Genomic DNA, 17,451 nt, shown 5'->3' on the forward strand with positions numbered 1-17,451 from the left:
TCCGGGGGTGTAACCGTGGGGGCCTGCCGGGTGTTCCCGGCGGCGGCCCGGCCGTTGTGGTGCTGGGGCTCGGCCGTGCGGGGGTGTAACCGGGGCGGCATTGCGGGTGTTCCCGGTCGCTGCCGCGTCCGGCCGTTGCCCGGCCGATCGGGTGGTAACCGTGGCGGCCTGCCGGGTGTTCCCGGCGGCCAGCCCGCGGTGACCCGGGCTGTTGCGGTGGTCTGCCAGGTATAACGACCCGGCCCGGCCCCCGATTCCGCCGCCGGAGTGGCCCCGACCACCCGACAGGCGACGCCGAACCCGACAAACCGCCCACCTCGCCGGCCCAGCGAACCCGACACGGCGGCCAGGCCAACATGATCCACTCGGGTTCCTGGAAGTCGCGGTGTCCCGCTGCCCAGGATGCCCCGACTTCATGGAAGCCGAGTGGATCATGCTTGCGTGCACCGTTCGTGTCCCCGGACCGGGACTGACCAACAGGTCGGCGCGTCGTGAGGTCGACCTCGATCGGGTTGCCGTGTGGTGTGGTCGGGCCTGGTTGAGGTTGCCGGGTGGTGCGGTGGGGCCCGTTGAGGTTGCCGCGTCGTGTGGTGCGGCCTGGCCCAGCTCAGCGCAGTGCGAACCCGGCGCAAGATCGTGCTTGATCCAGGAAACAGGGCCTTCCTCGTGCCACGAGACCACTACATCAAGGATCGAGCACGACCTTGCGGACTTTGGGCAGGGCACCGGAAAGCTCGCTCGATCCCCGGCCTGAACGCCGTCGCGTGAGGAGAGTGGCTGTTCGTCAAAGCCCGGCCAGCGTCGATCAAGGAGTTGTGGTGGGTGACAAAATGCTCCATCGTGGCCAAGCTGGGCGCCACAACTCCATGATCGCCTCGACCGGGCAGGGGCAGCACGCGCGGGGCAGCACCGGCGGGGCAGCACGTGCGGGGCAGCACGTGCGGGGCAGCACGTGCGGGTGGGGCAGCCCGAACGTGTCGGACTGCCCCACCCGGGAGCGCGAAGATGAAATCAGAACCCTAGGACGCTCCGCCCGCCGACAACCGGCAGTCGCAGTTCGCTGTCGTTCGGCGCGACCCGCAGTTCGGTGCCGCCCAACGGCAACAACGTGTACTCCTGGTCGCTGGAGAAGACGACCACGCCGATCCGGTGTCCCGCCGGGAAGATGTAGTCCTTCGGCTCCATGGTCCACCGGTAGTCGTACAGCTTGCCCTGGCGCACCGGCGACGTTCGAGCGGCGCTCTTGCGGTTCTGCGGGTCCATCCAACCTCGCGTCACCACGGTCGGGGCTGCGGTCGACCCGGCCGGGCCGTAGTCGACCAGGTACGCGGTGAGGTTCGCGTCCGGCTTGTTGTCGATCGCCATCCGCAGTCGCATCTCCGGACGTCCGGAGATGCGCACGCTCTGCGTCAGCTCGGGGGAGCGGTAGGCGAGTCGGTTGGCGCTAGCGGTGTCCGGGTTGGACACCAGGGTGTCCGGGTGGATGGTCCGACCCTCGTCGACGAAGCTCTGCTCGACACGCGCCTTGGGCGGCTTACCGGTGGTGAGCGTGCCGGGTGCGGTGGCGTCCGTCGCGGCGAGGCGCAGCCCGACCTCACGGGCGGCCGGGTCGGGCCAGTTGGCGTACGTGGTGTAGGCGCGGTCCTCGCGCTGGAGCACCGCCGTCGGCTCGTCCATGATGCCGTTGCGCACGTTCCACAGCCAGAAGTCGAACCAGCGGTTCTCGGTCTGCTTGTACGTCCACGTCTGCCCACCGGGCAGGGTCACCGACGCGCTGCTGCCCGGACCACCGTGGCCGCCCTGGTGCAGCCAGATCTTGCGGGGGACGTCGCGCTTGGCGAGCTGGTCCCACCAGCCGGCGAAGTGCTCGGTCTTCACGTTCCAGTCGTTGAGGCCGTGCACGACGAAGACGCTGGCCTTGACGTTGCGGGCGTCGAGGTAGTCGCGATCCTGCCAGAACTTCGAGTAGTCGCCGGTGATCCGGTCCTGCTTGGCGGTGATGTCCGCGAGCTCGTCGGCGCAGGGCCCCTCGGCGCGCGCCTGCCCGGCGGTGTACTGGGCCAGGATGTCGAGGTCCTCGCCCTGGAACGTCCCGGGCGCGACCACCAGGCCGTTGGCCCGGTAGTAGTCGTACCAGCTGCTGATCGCGGAGACCGGCACGATGGTCTTGAGCCCCTTGACGCCGGTGGTGGCCACCTGGTTGGGCAGTGTCCCGTTGTAGGAGACACCGGTCATGCCGACCGCGCCGGTGGTCCAGCCGGCGGTGACCGGGGCGCCATTGGCGTCGTACCCCTTGGCCCTGCCGTTGAGCCAGTCGATGACCGCCTTGGTGCCGAGCGTCTCGGCCTGGTCCCCGCTGGTCGGGCAGCCGTCGGAGTCGCCGGTGCCGACGCTCTGGCCGAGCACCACCGCGTACCCGCGGGGTACGTAGTAGTCGTCCAGCGAGCCGGGCAGGTTGGCCTTCGCCTGGGCCCGTTGCGCGCCGGCGTCGAGGGCGCGACGCCCGTTGCGGTCGGTCAGGCCGTTCTGCGGCAGGTCGTCGACCAGCACGCTCGGGTACGGCACGTCACCCCAGGTGCCCTTGCGGTACGGGCTGTGCTCGAAGATGACGGGCACCTTGAAGCCCTGCGTGGCGGTCTCCCGGGGCCGGGAGATGTCGATCGCCACCCGGTCGGGCCGACCGTCGTGGTCGGTGTCCACCGGGGTCTGGACGAACACCCGCTCCTCGATCGCGTCGGCGAGCGAGAACACCGGTTGGGTCATGCCGTCGCTGACCACGATGCCGGTGGGCGTGGTGGGCGTGGGCGGAGCCGCAGCCGCGGGTGGGGCTGCGCTGAGAACCAGAGCGCCGGACACGCCGAGGCTCAGGAGGACCAGATGACGGGGTCGACGCATGCGCGTCTCCCTTCGGTTGGGCTGGTTGCCGGGTCGGCAGGGGCCAATCTCGAAGATCCATTCGTCGTCATGCTAGGTCCGCCGAGGCGTCCCGTCGATCCCGTCGGCTGTCCACCGTGGTCGGTCAGGGAGTCGGTGGCGTCACCGCGATGATCAGGTGGGCGCGCTGGTCGCTGGCGTTGCGGTAGAGGTGCGCGAGGCGCGAGTCGAAGGTGACCGACTCGCCGGCGGTGAGGGTGTACGACTCACCGCCGATCTCGGCGACGACAGCACCGCTGATGACGATCGCGCATTCGGTCGACGGGTGCGCCCACGGTTCGGCGGAGCTGGCGTCGCCGGGTGCGAGGTGGGCCTGGAGCACTTCCAGGTCGCCGCGGCCGGGGGTGAGTCGTTCGTAGGTGATCTGGCCGGGTGGCGCGGCCAGCCTGGTCCGGGCGCCGACGCGGCTGACGTGCACCGGTGGCGCCTCGGGCTCGGAGAACAGCTCGGCGATCGAGGTGTCGAAGACCTGGGCGAGTTTGCGCAGGGTGGAGAGGCTGGGGTCGGTGGCGCCGTTCTCGATCTGGCTGAGCAGGGCGGGGGACACGTCGGCGGCTGTGGCGAGCTGACGCAGCGTGAGGGAGTGCTGCTGGCGCAGGTCGCGGAGTCGGTCACCGAGCATGTGTCCTCGTTCCAAAAACAGTGTGGCTGAATCTTGATTGACCTGACTATACGGGTCTGTTTAGTATCGCTGAACAACAGGCGGCAACGTTCGACACCACTAGACAAGGCCGCGTCAAGACGAACCGGACGACGTCCCAGTCCGGCCTACATCCAACCCCGAGACGACGCCCCCGAGAAGCCCGCGACGCCGTCATCCCATCGGCCCCGCCGATGCGTGGTGTCGCCCGCCGGGCGTCGACGCCCCGCGGATCCCGCACGGCGGGCCGCGCGATACGAAGGTAGGAACAGCATGTCGGTGTCTCCCCGCCGGCTCCTCGCCGGAGCGTCCGCTCTGGCGACGCTGGCCGTCCTCTCCGTCAGCGCCTGTAGCGCCGGCGGCAGTGGCGGAAACGCGAACGGCACGGCCAAGACCCTCACCGTGAACACCTCGTTCGTGCTCAAGACCCTCGACCCCGGCCGGGTCTACGAGGCAACCGGTCTGACCGCCGTGCACGCCCTCTACGACACCCTGCTCACCTTCAAGGGTTCGGATGTGAGTAAGCCGGTCCCGGCGCTGGCCGAGTCGTACCAGGCGTCGCCGGACGCCAAGACGTTCACCTTCAAGCTGCGGCAGGGAGTGACGTTCGCCGACGGCAGCCCGCTCACCGCCGACGACGTCGTGTTCTCGCTCAATCGGCTGAAGAACATCAAGGCCAGCCCTGCGGTCACCGTCAGCGGCCTGACCGTGACCAAGACCGACGACAGCACGGTCGTTGTCGCCTCGGCCACCCCCGACCCGAATATCCCGGTGGTGCTGTCGATGCCGTCGACAGCGGTGCTCAACGCCAAGGTCGCCAAGGAGCACGGCGCCCGCGACGGCGCCGACGCCGCCCAGGGCGACACCGCGCAGCAGTACCTGGACACCAACTCCGTCGGCAGCGGCCCGTACGTGCTGAAGTCCTACGACCCCTCGTCGCAGGTGGTGCTGGAGGCCAACCCGAAGTACTGGGGCACGAAGCCGCAGTTCTCCCGGGTGGTGCTGCGCAACATGGATGTGCAGACCCAGAAGCTGACCATGCAACGCGCCGAGGCCGCCGAGGTGTCCCTGGACATCTCCGGCAAGCTCCTCGACGGACTGCCGGGCAGCCTGCAGACCTCCGGCGTGCAGGACACCGTCTACTTCCTCTTCCTCAACGCCGACCCGGCCGTCTCGGCGGTCACCTCGAACCCGAAGTTCAACCAGGCCCTGCGCGCCGCCATCGACTACCAGGGGATCGCCGCCCTGTACGGCAAGGGCGCCGCCCCCGGCGCCGGGCTTGTCGCGCCCGCCTTCCCGGGCGCGCTGCCGGCCGGCGAGGAGTCCAAGCGGGACGTCGCAAAGGCCAAGGCGCTGCTCACCGAGGCCGGCCTGACGAACCCGACGGTCAAGTTCACCTACCCGGCCATCACCTACAAGGGTGTGGACCTCGGCACGGTGGCGACCAAGGTGCAGGGCGACGCCGCCGAGGCCGGCATCAAGCTGGAGCTCAACCCGCAGCCGCTGACCACGTTCCTCGACGAGATGCGCGGCGGGAAGTCTCCGCTCGGGTTCACCCCGCAGAGCCTGAACTACCCGGTCGCCGACTCACTGATCAACAACATGGCACCGGGCCAGGCGACCGCGCTGCGCTCCGGCTGGACTGTCGAGCGGGCCGACCCGGCCGTGGTGGCCGCCGGCAGGAAGGTCACCGAGACCCTCGACCTGGCCGGCCGGGCCACCGCCATGCAGGAGTGGCAGCGGCTGATGAACGCGTCCTCGCCGTACCTCGTGCTGGCCAGCAACTCCTCCATCGTCGTGGCGACCACGGACCTGACCGGGGCGGACTACACCGCCGCCGGTTGGCAGGTGGACGTCGCCGCGGTCGGCCGCAAGTAGTACCGACGACATGACGACAGTCCACGACGGTGAGCCGGGCGCGGTCGCCACGACCGCGTCCCGGCCCCGGGGTGCCCACCCGCTGCTGACCTTCCTGGCCAAGCGGGTGGCGGTCACCGCGGGCCTGCTGCTCGGCGTCACCGTGGTGACGTTCGGTCTGGTCAACGTGGTCCCCGGTGACCCGGTCACCGCCAACCTCTCCGACCAGGCCCTCAACGATCCCGCCGCGGTGGCCGCCTTCCGCGAGAAGTGGGGTCTGGACCAGCCGCTCTGGGCCCAGTACCTGCACTACCTGGGCAACCTGCTGCACGGCGACCTGGGCCACTCCCAGCAGACCGGGCGGGCCGTCCTGGACGACCTGCTGCACTACGTGCCGGCGACCCTGGAGCTGGCCCTCCCGAGCATGGTGCTGGCGCTGCTCATCGGCACCGGGGTCGGCATGCTCGCGGCGGTCCGCAACGGCCGGCTCACGGACCAGCTCGTTCGGATCGGCGCCCTGCTCGGGCTCTCCACCCCGCCGTTCTGGCTGTCGCTGGTCGTGCTGTACGTCTTCTTCTACCAACTCGGCCTGGCCCCCAGCGGCGGGCGACTGTCCACCGACTTCAGCCCGCCGCCCACAGTCACCGGCATGTACACGGTCGACGGGGCTCTCGCCGGGCAGTGGGACGTCGCCTGGGACGCCGCCCAGCACCTGTCCCTGCCGGTGCTGGTGCTGACCTCGCTGACGGTGGCGATGCTGGTCCGCTTCGTCCGCTCGGCGATGCTGGAGGTGCTCCAGCAGGACTACATACGGGCCGCGTACGCCAAGGGCCTGCCGACCCGGGTGGTGCTGCGCCGGCATCTGCTGCGCGCGGGCCTCGTCCCGGTGGTCACCGTCTCCGGCCTGGCGTTCGCCTCGCTGCTCTCCGGGACGGTGCTTGTCGAGAGCATCTTCGGCTGGCCCGGCGTCGGCCAGTACGCGTACCGCAGCGCCACGGCGCTGGACCTGCCCGCGATCCTCGGCGTCAGCCTCTTCGTGGCGCTGGTCTACACGCTTGTCAACCTGACCGTCGACCTGCTGTACGGGCTCATCGATCCGAGGATCCGGTTGTCATGACGACACTTGCAGACCCGAAGGCGGAGCGGGCCCTGGGCCGACGCCGCTGGCTCGGCCGACTGCGCGGCGGCTCGGGCAGCCGACCGGTGTGGCGTCAACCGATCACCGTGGCGGCGTTGACCATCCTCGGCGGATGGTTGCTGCTGGCGTTGCTCGCCGACGTCCTCGCACCCTACGACCCGCTGGCGCAGAGCCCCGACACGTACGCGTCGCCGTCCGGGGCGCACTGGTTCGGCACCGACTCCCTCGGCCGCGACATCCTCAGCCGGGTCATCCACGGCGCCCGACTGTCCATCCCGCTGGCCCTGGCCATCGTCTCGCTGGCCCTGCTGGTCGGCGGGCTGCTCGGGCTGGTCGCCGGATACGTCGGCCGGTTCGTCGACGAGGCGCTGATGCGCCTGACCGACCTGGTGTTCGCGTTCCCGCAGATCATCCTGGCCATGGCGGTGACGGCGGCGTTCGGCCCGAACACCCGCAACGCCGTGCTGGCCCTGGTGATCGTCTCCTGGCCGGTCTACGCCCGGGTCATCCGCAGCGCCGTGCTGAGCATGCGCGGCGACGACTATCTCAACGCCGCCCGCCTGCTCGGCGTCGGGCCGATCCGGGCGTTGCGCCGCGACGTGCTGCCAAACAGCATCGGCCCGGCGATCGTGCTGGCCACCCTGGAGCTGGGCAACGCGGTGCTGCTGCTCGCCGCCCTGTCGTTCCTCGGTCTGGGCCCGCGCCCGCCGGCCGCCGAGTGGGGCTCGATGGTGGCCCTCGGCGCGCAGGACCTGTCGATGTGGTGGGTCAGCGTGTTCCCCGGCCTCGCCATCCTCACCGTGGTGATGGCCTTCAACGTGCTCGGCGACGCGCTGCGCGACCGGCTGGACCCCCGCTACACGAAGGGACGCTGAGGTGGCACCGCTGCTCGACGTCGACTCCCTGGCCGTCACCCTGCCCTCACCGCGTGGCCCGCTGCCGATCCTGCACGACGTGTCGTTGACCGTCGACGAGGGTGAGCTGGTGGGCATCGCGGGGGAGAGCGGCTGCGGCAAGAGCCTCACCGCGCAGACCCTGCTCGGGCTGCTGCCCCCGGGGGCGGCGGTCACCGGCTCGGCCCGGTACGCCGGGACCGAACTGCTCGGCCTGGACGCCCGGGGCTGGCAGCGGGTCCGTGGCGCGGGCATCGCCATGGTGTTCCAGGACCCGAGCGCGGCCCTGCACCCGATGCTCACCGTCGGACGGCAGCTCACCGAGCACATGCGGGTGCACCTGCGGATGGACCGCCGAGCTGCCGGTCGCCGCGCTGTGGAGCTGCTCGACCAGGTCCGCATCCCGGACCCGGAGCGGGCGCTGCGCGCGTACCCGCACCAGTTCTCCGGCGGGATGCGGCAGCGGGTGGCCATCGCCATCGCGCTGGCCGCCCGGCCCCGACTGCTGATCGCCGACGAACCGACGACCGCCCTCGACGTCACAGTGCAGGCCGGCATTCTTGCCCTGCTGGAACGGCTGCGCGCCGAGACCGGGCTGGCCGTCGCGTTCATCACCCACGACCTCGGGGTGCTCAGCGCCCTCACCACCCGTGGCTACATCTTCTACGCCGGGCGGGTCGTCGAGACCGGCCCAACGGGAAGTCTGCTCACCGCCCCCACCCACCCGTACACCGCCGCGCTGCTCGGCGCCCGACCGCACGGCACCCAGAACGGCGGGACGTTGCGGCCCATCCCGGGCGCCCCGCCGGCACCCGGCGAGGCGCCGCCCGGCTGCCCGTTCCAACCCCGCTGCGGGTACGCCGAACCGTCCTGCGGTGAGGCCCCGCCCCCACTCACCCCCGCCGGAGCCGACCGGTCGGTGGCCTGCGTGGTCCGTCCGCACCTGGAGGTGGCCGCGTGAACACCACAGCGCCCGCGCGACTGTCCTTCACCGACGTGGAGGTCGAGTACCGCTCCCGAGGGCGGGGCCGTGTGCGGGCCGTCGCCGGGGTCAGCCTGGAGGTGTCGCCCGGCCAGATCGTCGGCCTGGTCGGCGAGTCCGGGTGCGGAAAGTCCACACTCGCCCGCGTCGCGGTCGGGCTCAGCGCGCCGAGCGCCGGCACCGTCGAGTACGCCGGCCGACCTGTCACCCCGCTGGGCTGGCGGCCACGCTCCGGTGCCGAGGTCGGCCTGCAGATGGTCTTCCAGAACCCGTACGCCTCGCTGAACCCCCGGCGCACCATCGGCTCTCAACTCCTCGACGGCGTGCCGGCCGCGGTCACCGGGTCGGCCCGCCGAGCCCGGGTGCACGAGCTGCTCGAACGGGTGGCCATGCCGACCAGCGCCGCCCAGCGGTATCCGCACCAGTTCTCCGGCGGTCAACGGCAGCGCCTGGCGATCGCCCGCGCGCTCGCCCCGGAACCTCGCATGATCATCGCGGACGAGCCGGTCACCGCGCTGGACGCCTCGTCCCAGGCGCAGGTGGTCAACCTGCTCGTCGGGCTGGTCCGCGACCTCGACATGGGCATGCTCTTCATCTCGCACGACCTGGCGCTGGTGCACGAGATCGCCGACGTTACCGCCGTGATGTACCTGGGCCGGATCGTCGAGGCCGCACCCACCCGCGAGCTGTGGCGCGAGCCACGACACCCGTACACCCGGGCGTTGATCGACGCGGTGCCGCAGATCGGGCCCACCCCGCGCCTGCCCGCCATCCTCGCCGGGGAGGTGCCCGACCCGGCCAACGCGCCCACCGGGTGCCGTTTCCGGCCACGCTGCCCGCACGCGTTCGCGCCCTGCGGCGAGCAGCCACCCACCGTCGACCTGGGCGGCCGCAGCGTCGCCTGCTGGCTCACCGACCCTGCCACGGCCCCGACCGCCGCGCGCTCACTCTGAGGACGCCCCATGCGCATGCCCACCGAACAGGTCCTGGTCAACCTCGCCCTCTACGACGGTGTCCAGGACGCCCTCCAACCGGATCGCGGCATCTGGATCGACGCCGACGGGATGATCCGTGCCGTCGGTCAGGTCGACGACGTCCTCGCCGAGGCCGGCGCGGCCCGGGTGGTCGACCTGGGCGGCGAGCACGTCATGCCGGGTCTGACCAACATGCACGTCCACCTCTCCCTGGGGTTGCCCGGCCACCTCGCCGACACGGTGCACGGCGCGAACCTGGCCGAGTTGGTCCTGCTGATGGCCGACTCGGCCCGGCGCACCCTGCACTCCGGTGTCACCACCGCCCGCCTGGTCGGGGAGAGCCGGTACGCCGACTTCGCCCTGCGTAGGGGGATCGAGGCCGGCGCGGTCGACGGCCCGCGCATCTTCACCGCGGGGCACGCGCTCTGCTGCACGGGCGGGCACGGCTGGGACGCCGACGCCCTGGAGGCCGACGGCGCGGACGGGTTCCGCCGGGCCACCCGCGAACAGCTCCGCGCCGGCGCCGACCTGATCAAGGTCTGCATCTCCGGCGGGATCGCCGGCCAGCACGAGGCGATCGACACCCCGCAGTTGCTCGACGACGAGATGGCCGCTGTCATCCGCGTCGCACACGACTGGGGGCGCAAGGTCACCGCGCACGCCGGCCCGGCCGACTCGGTCCGCCGCGCCGTCGAGCTGGGCCTCGACTGCGTCGAGCACGGGTACGAGCTGACCGACGACGTCACCCGGCTGATGGCCGAGCGGGGTGTCTGGTACGTGCCGACGATCGTGGTGAGCCGCTGTGAGCAGTTCTTCCGCGACTCCGGGGTGCCCGGCTGGCTGATGGACCGGGCCCTCGCGGCCGGCCCACGACACTGGGAGAGCCTCCAGCACGCCATCCGCAACGGTGTGCCGATCGCACTGGGCAGCGACATGCCCCCGCACGCCGGCTACGACGAGACCACCGCGACGGTCCGTGAACTGGAGTTCATGGTGGACGCCGGGATGCCGGTCGCGGACGCGCTCAAGGCCGCCACCACCCGCCCCGCGCAGTGGCTGGGTCGTGCCGACACCCTCGGCACCGTCGAGGCGGGCAGGCACGCCGACCTGCTGGTGCTGCGCGACGACCCGACCCGCTCGGTCTCCGCGTTGCGCACCCTGCACGCGGTGATGAAGGGCGGGGTGGCGTACCGCGACGACAACGGCCGGTTCGGCGTGCCGCGATGAGCAGCATCACCCAGGTCGCCGACGGGTACCTCGACGCGCTCGCCGAGCTGGACCCGCAGGCGGCCGAGGCGGTGGGGCGTACCCCCGGGTCTCATGTTCCGGATCTCTCCCCGGAGGGGTTCGACGCCCGCGCCGAGCTGGCCCGACGCTCTGCGACGGCCGCCGCCGCGGCGACCACGCGCGACCCCGGTGAGCGGTCCCTGGCCGACGCCCTGCTCGATCGGCTGGCCAGTGAGGTCGACCTGTACGACGCGGGCTTCACCACCCGACTGCTCGCCCCACTGGCCACGCCGGTGCACCTGCTTCGGCAGCTCTTCGACAATCTGCCCCGGCGCACCGAGGACGACTGGGCGGTGGTCGCCGACCACCTGCACCAGGTGCCCGACGCCCTCGACCGGTACGCCGCGACGCTGCGCCGATCGGCGCGGCAGGGACACCTGGTCGCCCGCCGCCAGGTGCTCGTGGTCGCCGACCAGTGCACATCCTGGACCACCGCCGACTTCTACGGGCGGTTGGTCGACGGCTGCCCCGACGGCCCGGTCGCCGCTCGGCTGCACCGGGGCGCGCGGCTGGCGACCGCCGCCACCGCCGGTTTCGCTGCGTTCCTCCGTGCCGAGCTGGCACCCGCGGCGTCCGAGGTGGACGGTGTGGGCGGCGACCTGTACCGGGTCACCGCCCGCAGTTTCCTCGGCGCGACTGTCGACCTCGACGAGGTGTACGAGTACGGCTGGGCGGAGCTGGCAGGCACCGCCGCCGAGCTGCGGACCGTCGCGGGTGAGCTGGGCCATTCGCGGGTGGCTGCCGCGCGGGCGGCCCTGGACGCCGACCCGGCCGGGCGGGTGGCGGCCGGGCCAGCCCTGGAGGAGTGGCTGCGCCAGCGCACCGAGCAGCTGACCGACGCCCTCGACGGCACCCATTTCGACATCCCGTCCGCCACCCGCCGGGTGGTGTGCCGGATCAGCCCCGCCACGTCCGGGGTCATGTACTACACGCCCCCCGACCCGGCGTTGACGCGTCCCGGCGCGATCTGGTGGTCGGTGCCCACCGGCGCGTCGACGGTGCCGGTGTGGCGGCACGTCGGGACGCTCTGCCACGAGGGGCTGCCCGGCCACCACCTCCAGCACGCCGTCACCCTCACCACCGGCGCCCTGCACCCGTGGCAGCGCACCCTCTGCCAGGTGCACGGGTACGCCGAGGGGTGGGCGCACTACGCCGAGCGTCTCGCCGACGAGATCGGCCTGTACGCCGACCCGGCCGAGCGGCTCGGCATGCTCGACGGTCAGCTGTGGCGGGCCGCCCGCGTGGTCATCGACCTGGGTCTGCACCTCGGGCTGCCGATCCCGGCCGGCAACGGGTTCACCGAGGAACGCCGTTGGACGCCTTCTCTCGCGGTGGACGTCCTCACCCGTGTCGTCGGGCTGGACGCCGAGACCGCGCGCTTCGAGGTCGACAGGTATCTCGGCTGGCCGGCGCAGGCCCTGGCCTTCAAGGTCGGCGCGCGGCTGTGGCAGCAGGCCCGCCGGGACGCCGAGCGGCGCGAGGGTACGGCCTTCGACCGGAAACGCTTCCACCACACCGCGTTGGCGCTCGGACCCATGGGACTGGACCCGCTCCGCGCCCGCCTGGCCGACCTGCCCTGACCCCCCGCACCGCCGTACCCGATCGGAAGTGACAGCCGATGAGCGATGAGCTCACCACCACCATCACCGACCTGTACCGGTCCCTCGGCGACCGGCCGACCTTCGACGCGCACCTGCATCCCGACCTGACGTTCTGGGAGTCCGACGCCGACGGCCTGCTGTCCGGCCTGCCCGCGCTGGACGACCTGCGCGACCGGCGGGCGACCCGGGCGACGGGGTCGGCGCCGATCTCGGTCGCGCCGGAACACCTGCGCGCCGACGCCTGGGGCGACATCGGTCTGGTCCGGTACGTGCTGCGGGCCCGCTTCGCCGACAGCCGGTCGGACGAGTGTTTCCGGGTTACCGACGTCCTGCGCCGCGAGGACGGCTCCTGGCGCATCGTGCACCACCACGCGGAGGCGGTCCGATGAGCGCCGAGGAACCCACCACCGACCTGTACGACCTGCGGGTCGTGGTGGAGCGGATCGAGGGCCGCTCGGTGTGCGGCCTCAAGCCGGGCGACCACTTCGACGTGACGGAGTCGAATCGGCTGACCATCCCGGCCGGGGGGCATTTCTGCCTCTACGCCCTGGCGGCGTGCCTGCCGTTGCTGCCGGCGAAGCAGCGGGCGCTGGCCGAGGGGGACTGGATGGCCCGGGACAGCCACGTCGCCTGTCCGGACCCGGACGAGCGGCTCATCATGCGCATCGAACGGACCGGCCTTCAGCGCATCCCCACCGAGGAGCTGACGTGAGCGCTGGGCTGGTCGGCATCGGCCTTCAGTCCGACAAGTCCGCCGACGAGTACGCGGAGCTCGCCGAGTTGACCGAGCGGCACGGCTTCGACGTGCTGTCGGTCTTCGGTGACCTGATGTACCAACCGCCGATCTTCCCGTTGCTGGTGGCGGCCCGGCACACCCGGCGGATCCGCCTGGGTGCGGCGTGCCTCAACCCGTTCACCATGCACCCGGTCGAGGTCGCCGGTCAGGTGGCCGCCCTGGACCTGGCCTCGCGGGGTCGGGCCTACCTGGGCCTGGCCCGGGGCACCTGGCTCAACGAGGTCGGTGTGCCGCAGGTCCGTCCGATCCGGCGCATCGTCGAGACGGTCGCTGTCGTGCGGCTGCTGCTCGCCGGCGACGACAGCGGTTTCCAGGGTGGGGAGTTCACTGTCGCGCCGGGCACGTCGCTGCGGTACACGCCGGCCCGTGCCGACGTGCCGGTCCTCGTCGGCACCTGGGGGCGGCAGACCGCACGGGCGGCGGCCGGGTTCGCCGGTGAGGTCAAGGTCGGTGGGTCGGCCAACCCGGCGATGGCCCGGATGATGCGCGCCTGGCTGGACGACGCGGCGGTCGCGGACCGGGACGGCACGGGTGTCGTGCTCGGCGCGGTCACCGTCGTCGACGAGGACGGTGCGCTGGCACGGCGGGTGGCCCGCCGGGAGGTGGCCATGTACCTGGCGGTGGTGGCCGCCCTCGACCCGACGATCGAGGTGGACCCGGAGCTGCTGGCCCGGATCCAGCAGCACGTCGGCCGTCGGGAGGACGACCTCGCCGGCGCGCTGATCGGCGACGACCTGCTCGATCTGTTCGCCTTCTCCGGCACGCCCGAGCACGTCGCGGGGCAGGCGGCGGCGGTGTTCGACGCCGGGGCGAGTCGGGTGGAGTTCGGCACCCCGCACGGGTTGACGCCGCACGGCGGCATCGACCTGCTCGGCCGGCGGGTGCTCCCACTGTTAAGAGCGTGAAAACCTCCTCGTCGAGGACTCCCCGAAGATCGTTGACCTGCATATGATCTTGCGGGAAGTTGCCCGAAGAGGCACTTTCGTCCACATTAGACGAGGAGCACCATGCTCAGGAGAACGCGGTGGCTGTTGGCGGTTGCCGTCACGGCCACGACGCTGACCGCCCTACCGGGCGGCGCAGCCACAGCCGGCGGCATCGACCGACCCGGCGCACCCGCCGCCTCGGTCGACGGCAAGACCCACACCGTCACCCTGCTGACCGGCGACGTGGTGACCGTCCGCAGCAACGGCTCGGGATGCCCGCAGGCCACGATCCGGCCGGTCGACGAGAACGCGGTGATCCACCAGAGCTGCGGCCCCGACGGTCACCTGCACGTCATCCCCGCTCGCGTCGCGTCCCAGGTCGGCCCGGTCCTCGACCCCGACCTGTTCGACGTCACCACCCTGATCGCCGACGGCTACGACGACGACAACTCCGCCGAGCTGCCGCTGATCGTGCAGCCCGCCACCGCGTCCGCCCGGGTGGCCGCGCTCGGTGACGTGCTCCCGCTGCCCAGCATCGGCGCGGTAGCCGGCCGCGTACCCAAGAAGAGCCCCGCCACCGCGAAGCTCGCCACCAACTCGCTGCTCGCCGGCGCGAAGAAGGTCTGGCTCGACCGCAAGGTGCACGCCACCGCCCTGACCGGCGGTGGGCGACCCGCCGGCCTGGACCGCAACCTCGGCCAGATCGCCGCGCCGGACGCCTGGAAGGCCGGCTACACCGGCAAGGGCGTCCGGGTCGCGGTGCTCGACACCGGCGCCGACTTCACCCACCCGGACCTGGTCGGCCGGGTCGCCGAGCGGGCCGACTTCACCGCCGAGGGTGGTGACGCCGTCGACCACAACGGCCACGGTACGCACGTCGCCTCGACCATCGCCGGCACCGGCGCTGCCGCACACGGTCAGCGTCGTGGCGTGGCACCGGACGCCAAGCTGGTGATCGGCAAGGTTCTCGACGACCACGGCTCCGGCGAGGACTCCGGCATCATCGCCGGCATGGAGTGGGCCGCCACCCGGGCCGACGTCATCAACATGAGCCTCGGTGGTAGCGCACCGGACGACGGCACCGACCCGCTCTCGCTCGCCGTCGACGGTCTGAGCAAGTCCACCGGCGCCCTGTTCGTCATCGCCGCGGGCAACAGCGGCGCGCAGATCTCCTCGCCCGGGTCGGCCGCCACCGCGCTCACCGTCGGGGCCGTCGACCGCGACGACAAGCTCGCCGACTTCTCCAGCCGGGGACCGCTTGTCACCAGCAACGTGGCCAAGCCGGAGCTCGTCGCACCCGGTGTCGACATCGTCGCCGCCCGGGCCGCCGGCACCAACCTCCAGGACCCGATCGACAGGTACTACGAGGCGATCAGCGGCACCTCGATGGCGAGCCCGCACGTGGCGGGCGCTGCCGCGCTGCTCGCCCAGCGCCACCCGGACTGGACCGGAGAGCGGCTCAAGGCCGCCCTCGTCGGCGCTGCCGACCCGCTCACCGGCATCGACCCGTACGCCGTCGGCGCCGGCCGGCTCAACGCGGCCCGTGCCCTCGGCGGCCCGACCAGCGACCAGCCGGTGGTCAACCTCGGCACGTTCGCGTACCCGCAGTCCGGGACCAACGAGACGACGCTGAGCTGGACCGGTGAGTCGACTGCCGTTCTCGATCTCGACGTGTCGATCGTCAACCACGACGGCCAGCCGGTGCCGCGGGGCGCGGCGTCGCTGTCGACGAGCCGGGCGACCCTCAAGCGCGGCGCGACGGGGGCGGCGACACTGCGGGTCAACCGCGCGGCGCTGGGCAGCCGGCCGGGCTTCTACCTGGCCACCGTCACCGCCCGCACCGGCCGCAAGCTGGTCGCGACGACCCCGGTGAGCTTCTACGTCGAGCCGCCCAGCTACGACCTGACGATCCACACCAAGCCGATGCCCGGCCTGCGGGACGGCGCGGACACCTGGATCAACCTCATGGTCGCCAACCTCACCGACCCCCTGCTGTTCTACGGCGGGGGCGGCGGCACGCCCGGGGAGACCTTCACCCTGCGGGTGCCGGCAGGCCGGTACTCGGTGCTCGGCGCGTCGATCGCCTACTACGTCGACAGCGACGTGCAGGAGAGCACCCTCACCGCGGCGGGTGACCTGGACGTGCACGCCCCCCGAAGCGTGACCCTCGACCCGGCGCAGGCCCGGCCAGTCACGGCGACCGTCGACGGGGCGGCCACCACGACCACCCGGACCGACGTCACCACCTTCCAGACCGCGGTGAACGGCCTGCCGTGGTGGCACCAGATCAGCGGGTTCGGCGTGGCCACGGCGGTCCGCAGCGTGGCGATCCCGAAGCCCACCATCGGATCGCGGCGTAGCTGGGCGGCCGTCAACATGGACTCGCCGGCCGGCACCGCGAAGCCGTACCGCTACAACATCGTGCACGAGTACGCCAACGGCGTGCCGGCCGACCCGTCGTTCCGGGTGACCAGGGCCGAGCAGGCCCGACTGGCCCGCATCGACGAGCGGTTCCACCAGACCGACTCACCGGAGATGTACACCCTGCTGGTCCGCACGGGCTCCACTCCTGACGGGGTGCCGGTGACCCAGACCTACGAGGGCGTCATGCCGCCGAGCCGGACGTCGTACCTCTCACCGGAGATCGTCTGGGCCGACCAGGGTGTCTACGGCGGACTGGGGGCCATGGAGGCGCCGCGCCAGTACCGGCCGGGCAGCCAGCAGTCCAAGGTCTGGGCGCGGCAGCCGCTGCACTCCGACTGGTACGACGACCCGGCCGGCGCCGACTGGAGCTGCGCCACCGCGCCGTCGCGGTCCCGGGGCAACCTGCACCTGGACATGGTGACGCTGACCGACCAGCACCAGCGGGCCGACTGCCTTCAGGGCGAGGCGGTCGGTGTGAAGCGCAAGCTGTCGCTGTACCGCGACGGCAAGCTCGTCGACGAGCGGTCCGGCCCGTACGGCGACTTCACCGTTCCGCAGTCGATGGCCGACTACCGGGTGACCCTCGACGTCGACACAAGCCTGATCCTCCCGATCTCCACCAAGGTCAACACATCGTGGACGTTCCGGTCCGCCGGCCCGGACGGGACCGGGAGCGTGCCGTTGCCGCTGCTCGCGGTCGACTACGCCCTGCCGATGGACCACAACAACCACCCGGTCGACGGAACGGCCGAGCTGGCCGTCCGGCAGGCGCACGGTGTGAAGACGCAGAAGGTGACGTCGTTCCAGGTCTGGACGTCGACCGACGACGGCGCCACCTGGAAGTCGGCCCGGGTCACCGGCAGCGGTGACAGCTACCGGGTCGAGCTGCCGAAGGCCACCTCCGGGCAGGCAGTCTCGCTGCGGGTGAAGGCCGCCGCCAACGGCGGTAGCGGAATCGACCAGACCATCATCCGGGCGTACCACGCCGGCTGATGGTCA

13 protein-coding genes are annotated in these 17,451 nt (G+C 71.8%); 11 read left to right on the top strand and 2 right to left on the bottom strand.

All coding sequences use genetic code 11. The features are described 5' to 3' along the window. Positions 1-1,011 precede the first annotated feature (1,011 nt). Positions 1,012-2,895 (bottom strand): Xaa-Pro dipeptidyl-peptidase, encoded by a 1,884-nt coding sequence (locus ACLQ3F_RS26880; RefSeq protein WP_425852132.1) that lies wholly within the window; start codon positions 2,893-2,895, stop codon positions 1,012-1,014. 124 nt (positions 2,896-3,019) lie between these two features. After that, entirely contained in the window at positions 3,020-3,556 is a 537-nt protein-coding gene (locus ACLQ3F_RS26885) for a helix-turn-helix domain-containing protein (RefSeq protein ID WP_357208222.1), read from the bottom strand. A 291-nt stretch (positions 3,557-3,847) separates the two neighbouring features. On the opposite strand from ACLQ3F_RS26885, the gene ACLQ3F_RS26890 reads away from it, so the two are divergent. The 11 genes from ACLQ3F_RS26890 to ACLQ3F_RS26940 all read left to right on the top strand — a co-directional run bounded on the left by ACLQ3F_RS26890 (position 3,848) and on the right by ACLQ3F_RS26940 (position 17,445). Next, on the top strand, positions 3,848-5,452 hold the full coding sequence (locus ACLQ3F_RS26890; RefSeq protein WP_425852133.1) for an ABC transporter substrate-binding protein: 1,605 nt from the start codon (positions 3,848-3,850) through the stop codon (positions 5,450-5,452). 10 nt (positions 5,453-5,462) lie between these two features. Continuing rightward, entirely contained in the window at positions 5,463-6,548 is a 1,086-nt protein-coding gene (locus ACLQ3F_RS26895; protein ID WP_357207682.1) for an ABC transporter permease, read from the top strand. Continuing rightward, positions 6,545-7,444, top strand: a complete 900-nt coding sequence (locus ACLQ3F_RS26900; protein WP_357207684.1) for an ABC transporter permease — start codon at positions 6,545-6,547, stop codon at positions 7,442-7,444. Before ACLQ3F_RS26895 ends, ACLQ3F_RS26900 begins: the two co-directional genes overlap by 4 nt. A gap of 1 nt (position 7,445) precedes the next feature. Next, on the top strand, positions 7,446-8,423 hold the full coding sequence (locus tag ACLQ3F_RS26905) for an ABC transporter ATP-binding protein (protein WP_387349942.1): 978 nt from the start codon (positions 7,446-7,448) through the stop codon (positions 8,421-8,423). Next, on the top strand, positions 8,420-9,397 hold the full coding sequence (locus tag ACLQ3F_RS26910) for an ABC transporter ATP-binding protein (protein ID WP_357262523.1): 978 nt from the start codon (positions 8,420-8,422) through the stop codon (positions 9,395-9,397). The genes ACLQ3F_RS26905 and ACLQ3F_RS26910 overlap by 4 nt, the downstream gene beginning before the upstream one ends. 9 nt (positions 9,398-9,406) lie before the next feature. After that, on the top strand, positions 9,407-10,645 hold the full coding sequence (locus ACLQ3F_RS26915; protein ID WP_357207693.1) for an amidohydrolase family protein: 1,239 nt from the start codon (positions 9,407-9,409) through the stop codon (positions 10,643-10,645). Continuing rightward, the gene (locus tag ACLQ3F_RS26920; protein WP_425852137.1) at positions 10,642-12,285 is read left to right on the top strand and encodes a DUF885 domain-containing protein; all 1,644 of its coding nucleotides are present in this window, start codon (positions 10,642-10,644) and stop codon (positions 12,283-12,285) included. The genes ACLQ3F_RS26915 and ACLQ3F_RS26920 overlap by 4 nt, the downstream gene beginning before the upstream one ends. A 38-nt stretch (positions 12,286-12,323) precedes the next feature. After that, positions 12,324-12,695, top strand: coding sequence for a nuclear transport factor 2 family protein (locus ACLQ3F_RS26925; protein WP_425852139.1), 372 nt, complete (start codon positions 12,324-12,326; stop codon positions 12,693-12,695). After that, positions 12,692-13,018 carry a TIGR04076 family protein gene (locus ACLQ3F_RS26930; protein ID WP_396796435.1) on the top strand — a complete coding sequence of 109 codons (327 nt, stop codon included), beginning with the start codon at positions 12,692-12,694 and terminating at the stop codon, positions 13,016-13,018. The genes ACLQ3F_RS26925 and ACLQ3F_RS26930 overlap by 4 nt, the downstream gene beginning before the upstream one ends. Continuing rightward, entirely contained in the window at positions 13,015-14,007 is a 993-nt protein-coding gene (locus ACLQ3F_RS26935) for an LLM class flavin-dependent oxidoreductase (RefSeq protein ID WP_425852141.1), read from the top strand. Before ACLQ3F_RS26930 ends, ACLQ3F_RS26935 begins: the two co-directional genes overlap by 4 nt. A 102-nt stretch (positions 14,008-14,109) precedes the next feature. Further along, positions 14,110-17,445 carry a S8 family peptidase gene (locus ACLQ3F_RS26940; RefSeq protein ID WP_425852144.1) on the top strand — a complete coding sequence of 1,112 codons (3,336 nt, stop codon included), beginning with the start codon at positions 14,110-14,112 and terminating at the stop codon, positions 17,443-17,445. The last annotated feature ends 6 nt before the right edge of the window (positions 17,446-17,451 follow it).

It is taken from the genome of Micromonospora sp. DT15 (genome assembly GCF_049841475.1).
GTDB lineage: Bacteria > Actinomycetota > Actinomycetes > Mycobacteriales > Micromonosporaceae > Micromonospora.

Coding starts and splice junctions, on each gene's coding strand:
- ACLQ3F_RS26880 (WP_425852132.1), bottom strand. CDS start 2,895: ATGCGTCGACCCCGTCATCTGGTCCTCCTGAGCCTCGGCGTGTCCGGC.
- ACLQ3F_RS26885 (WP_357208222.1), bottom strand. CDS start 3,556: ATGCTCGGTGACCGACTCCGCGACCTGCGCCAGCAGCACTCCCTCACG.
- ACLQ3F_RS26890 (WP_425852133.1), top strand. CDS start 3,848: ATGTCGGTGTCTCCCCGCCGGCTCCTCGCCGGAGCGTCCGCTCTGGCG.
- ACLQ3F_RS26895 (WP_357207682.1), top strand. CDS start 5,463: ATGACGACAGTCCACGACGGTGAGCCGGGCGCGGTCGCCACGACCGCG.
- ACLQ3F_RS26900 (WP_357207684.1), top strand. CDS start 6,545: ATGACGACACTTGCAGACCCGAAGGCGGAGCGGGCCCTGGGCCGACGC.
- ACLQ3F_RS26915 (WP_357207693.1), top strand. CDS start 9,407: ATGCGCATGCCCACCGAACAGGTCCTGGTCAACCTCGCCCTCTACGAC.
- ACLQ3F_RS26920 (WP_425852137.1), top strand. CDS start 10,642: ATGAGCAGCATCACCCAGGTCGCCGACGGGTACCTCGACGCGCTCGCC.
- ACLQ3F_RS26925 (WP_425852139.1), top strand. CDS start 12,324: ATGAGCGATGAGCTCACCACCACCATCACCGACCTGTACCGGTCCCTC.
- ACLQ3F_RS26930 (WP_396796435.1), top strand. CDS start 12,692: ATGAGCGCCGAGGAACCCACCACCGACCTGTACGACCTGCGGGTCGTG.
- ACLQ3F_RS26940 (WP_425852144.1), top strand. CDS start 14,110: ATGCTCAGGAGAACGCGGTGGCTGTTGGCGGTTGCCGTCACGGCCACG.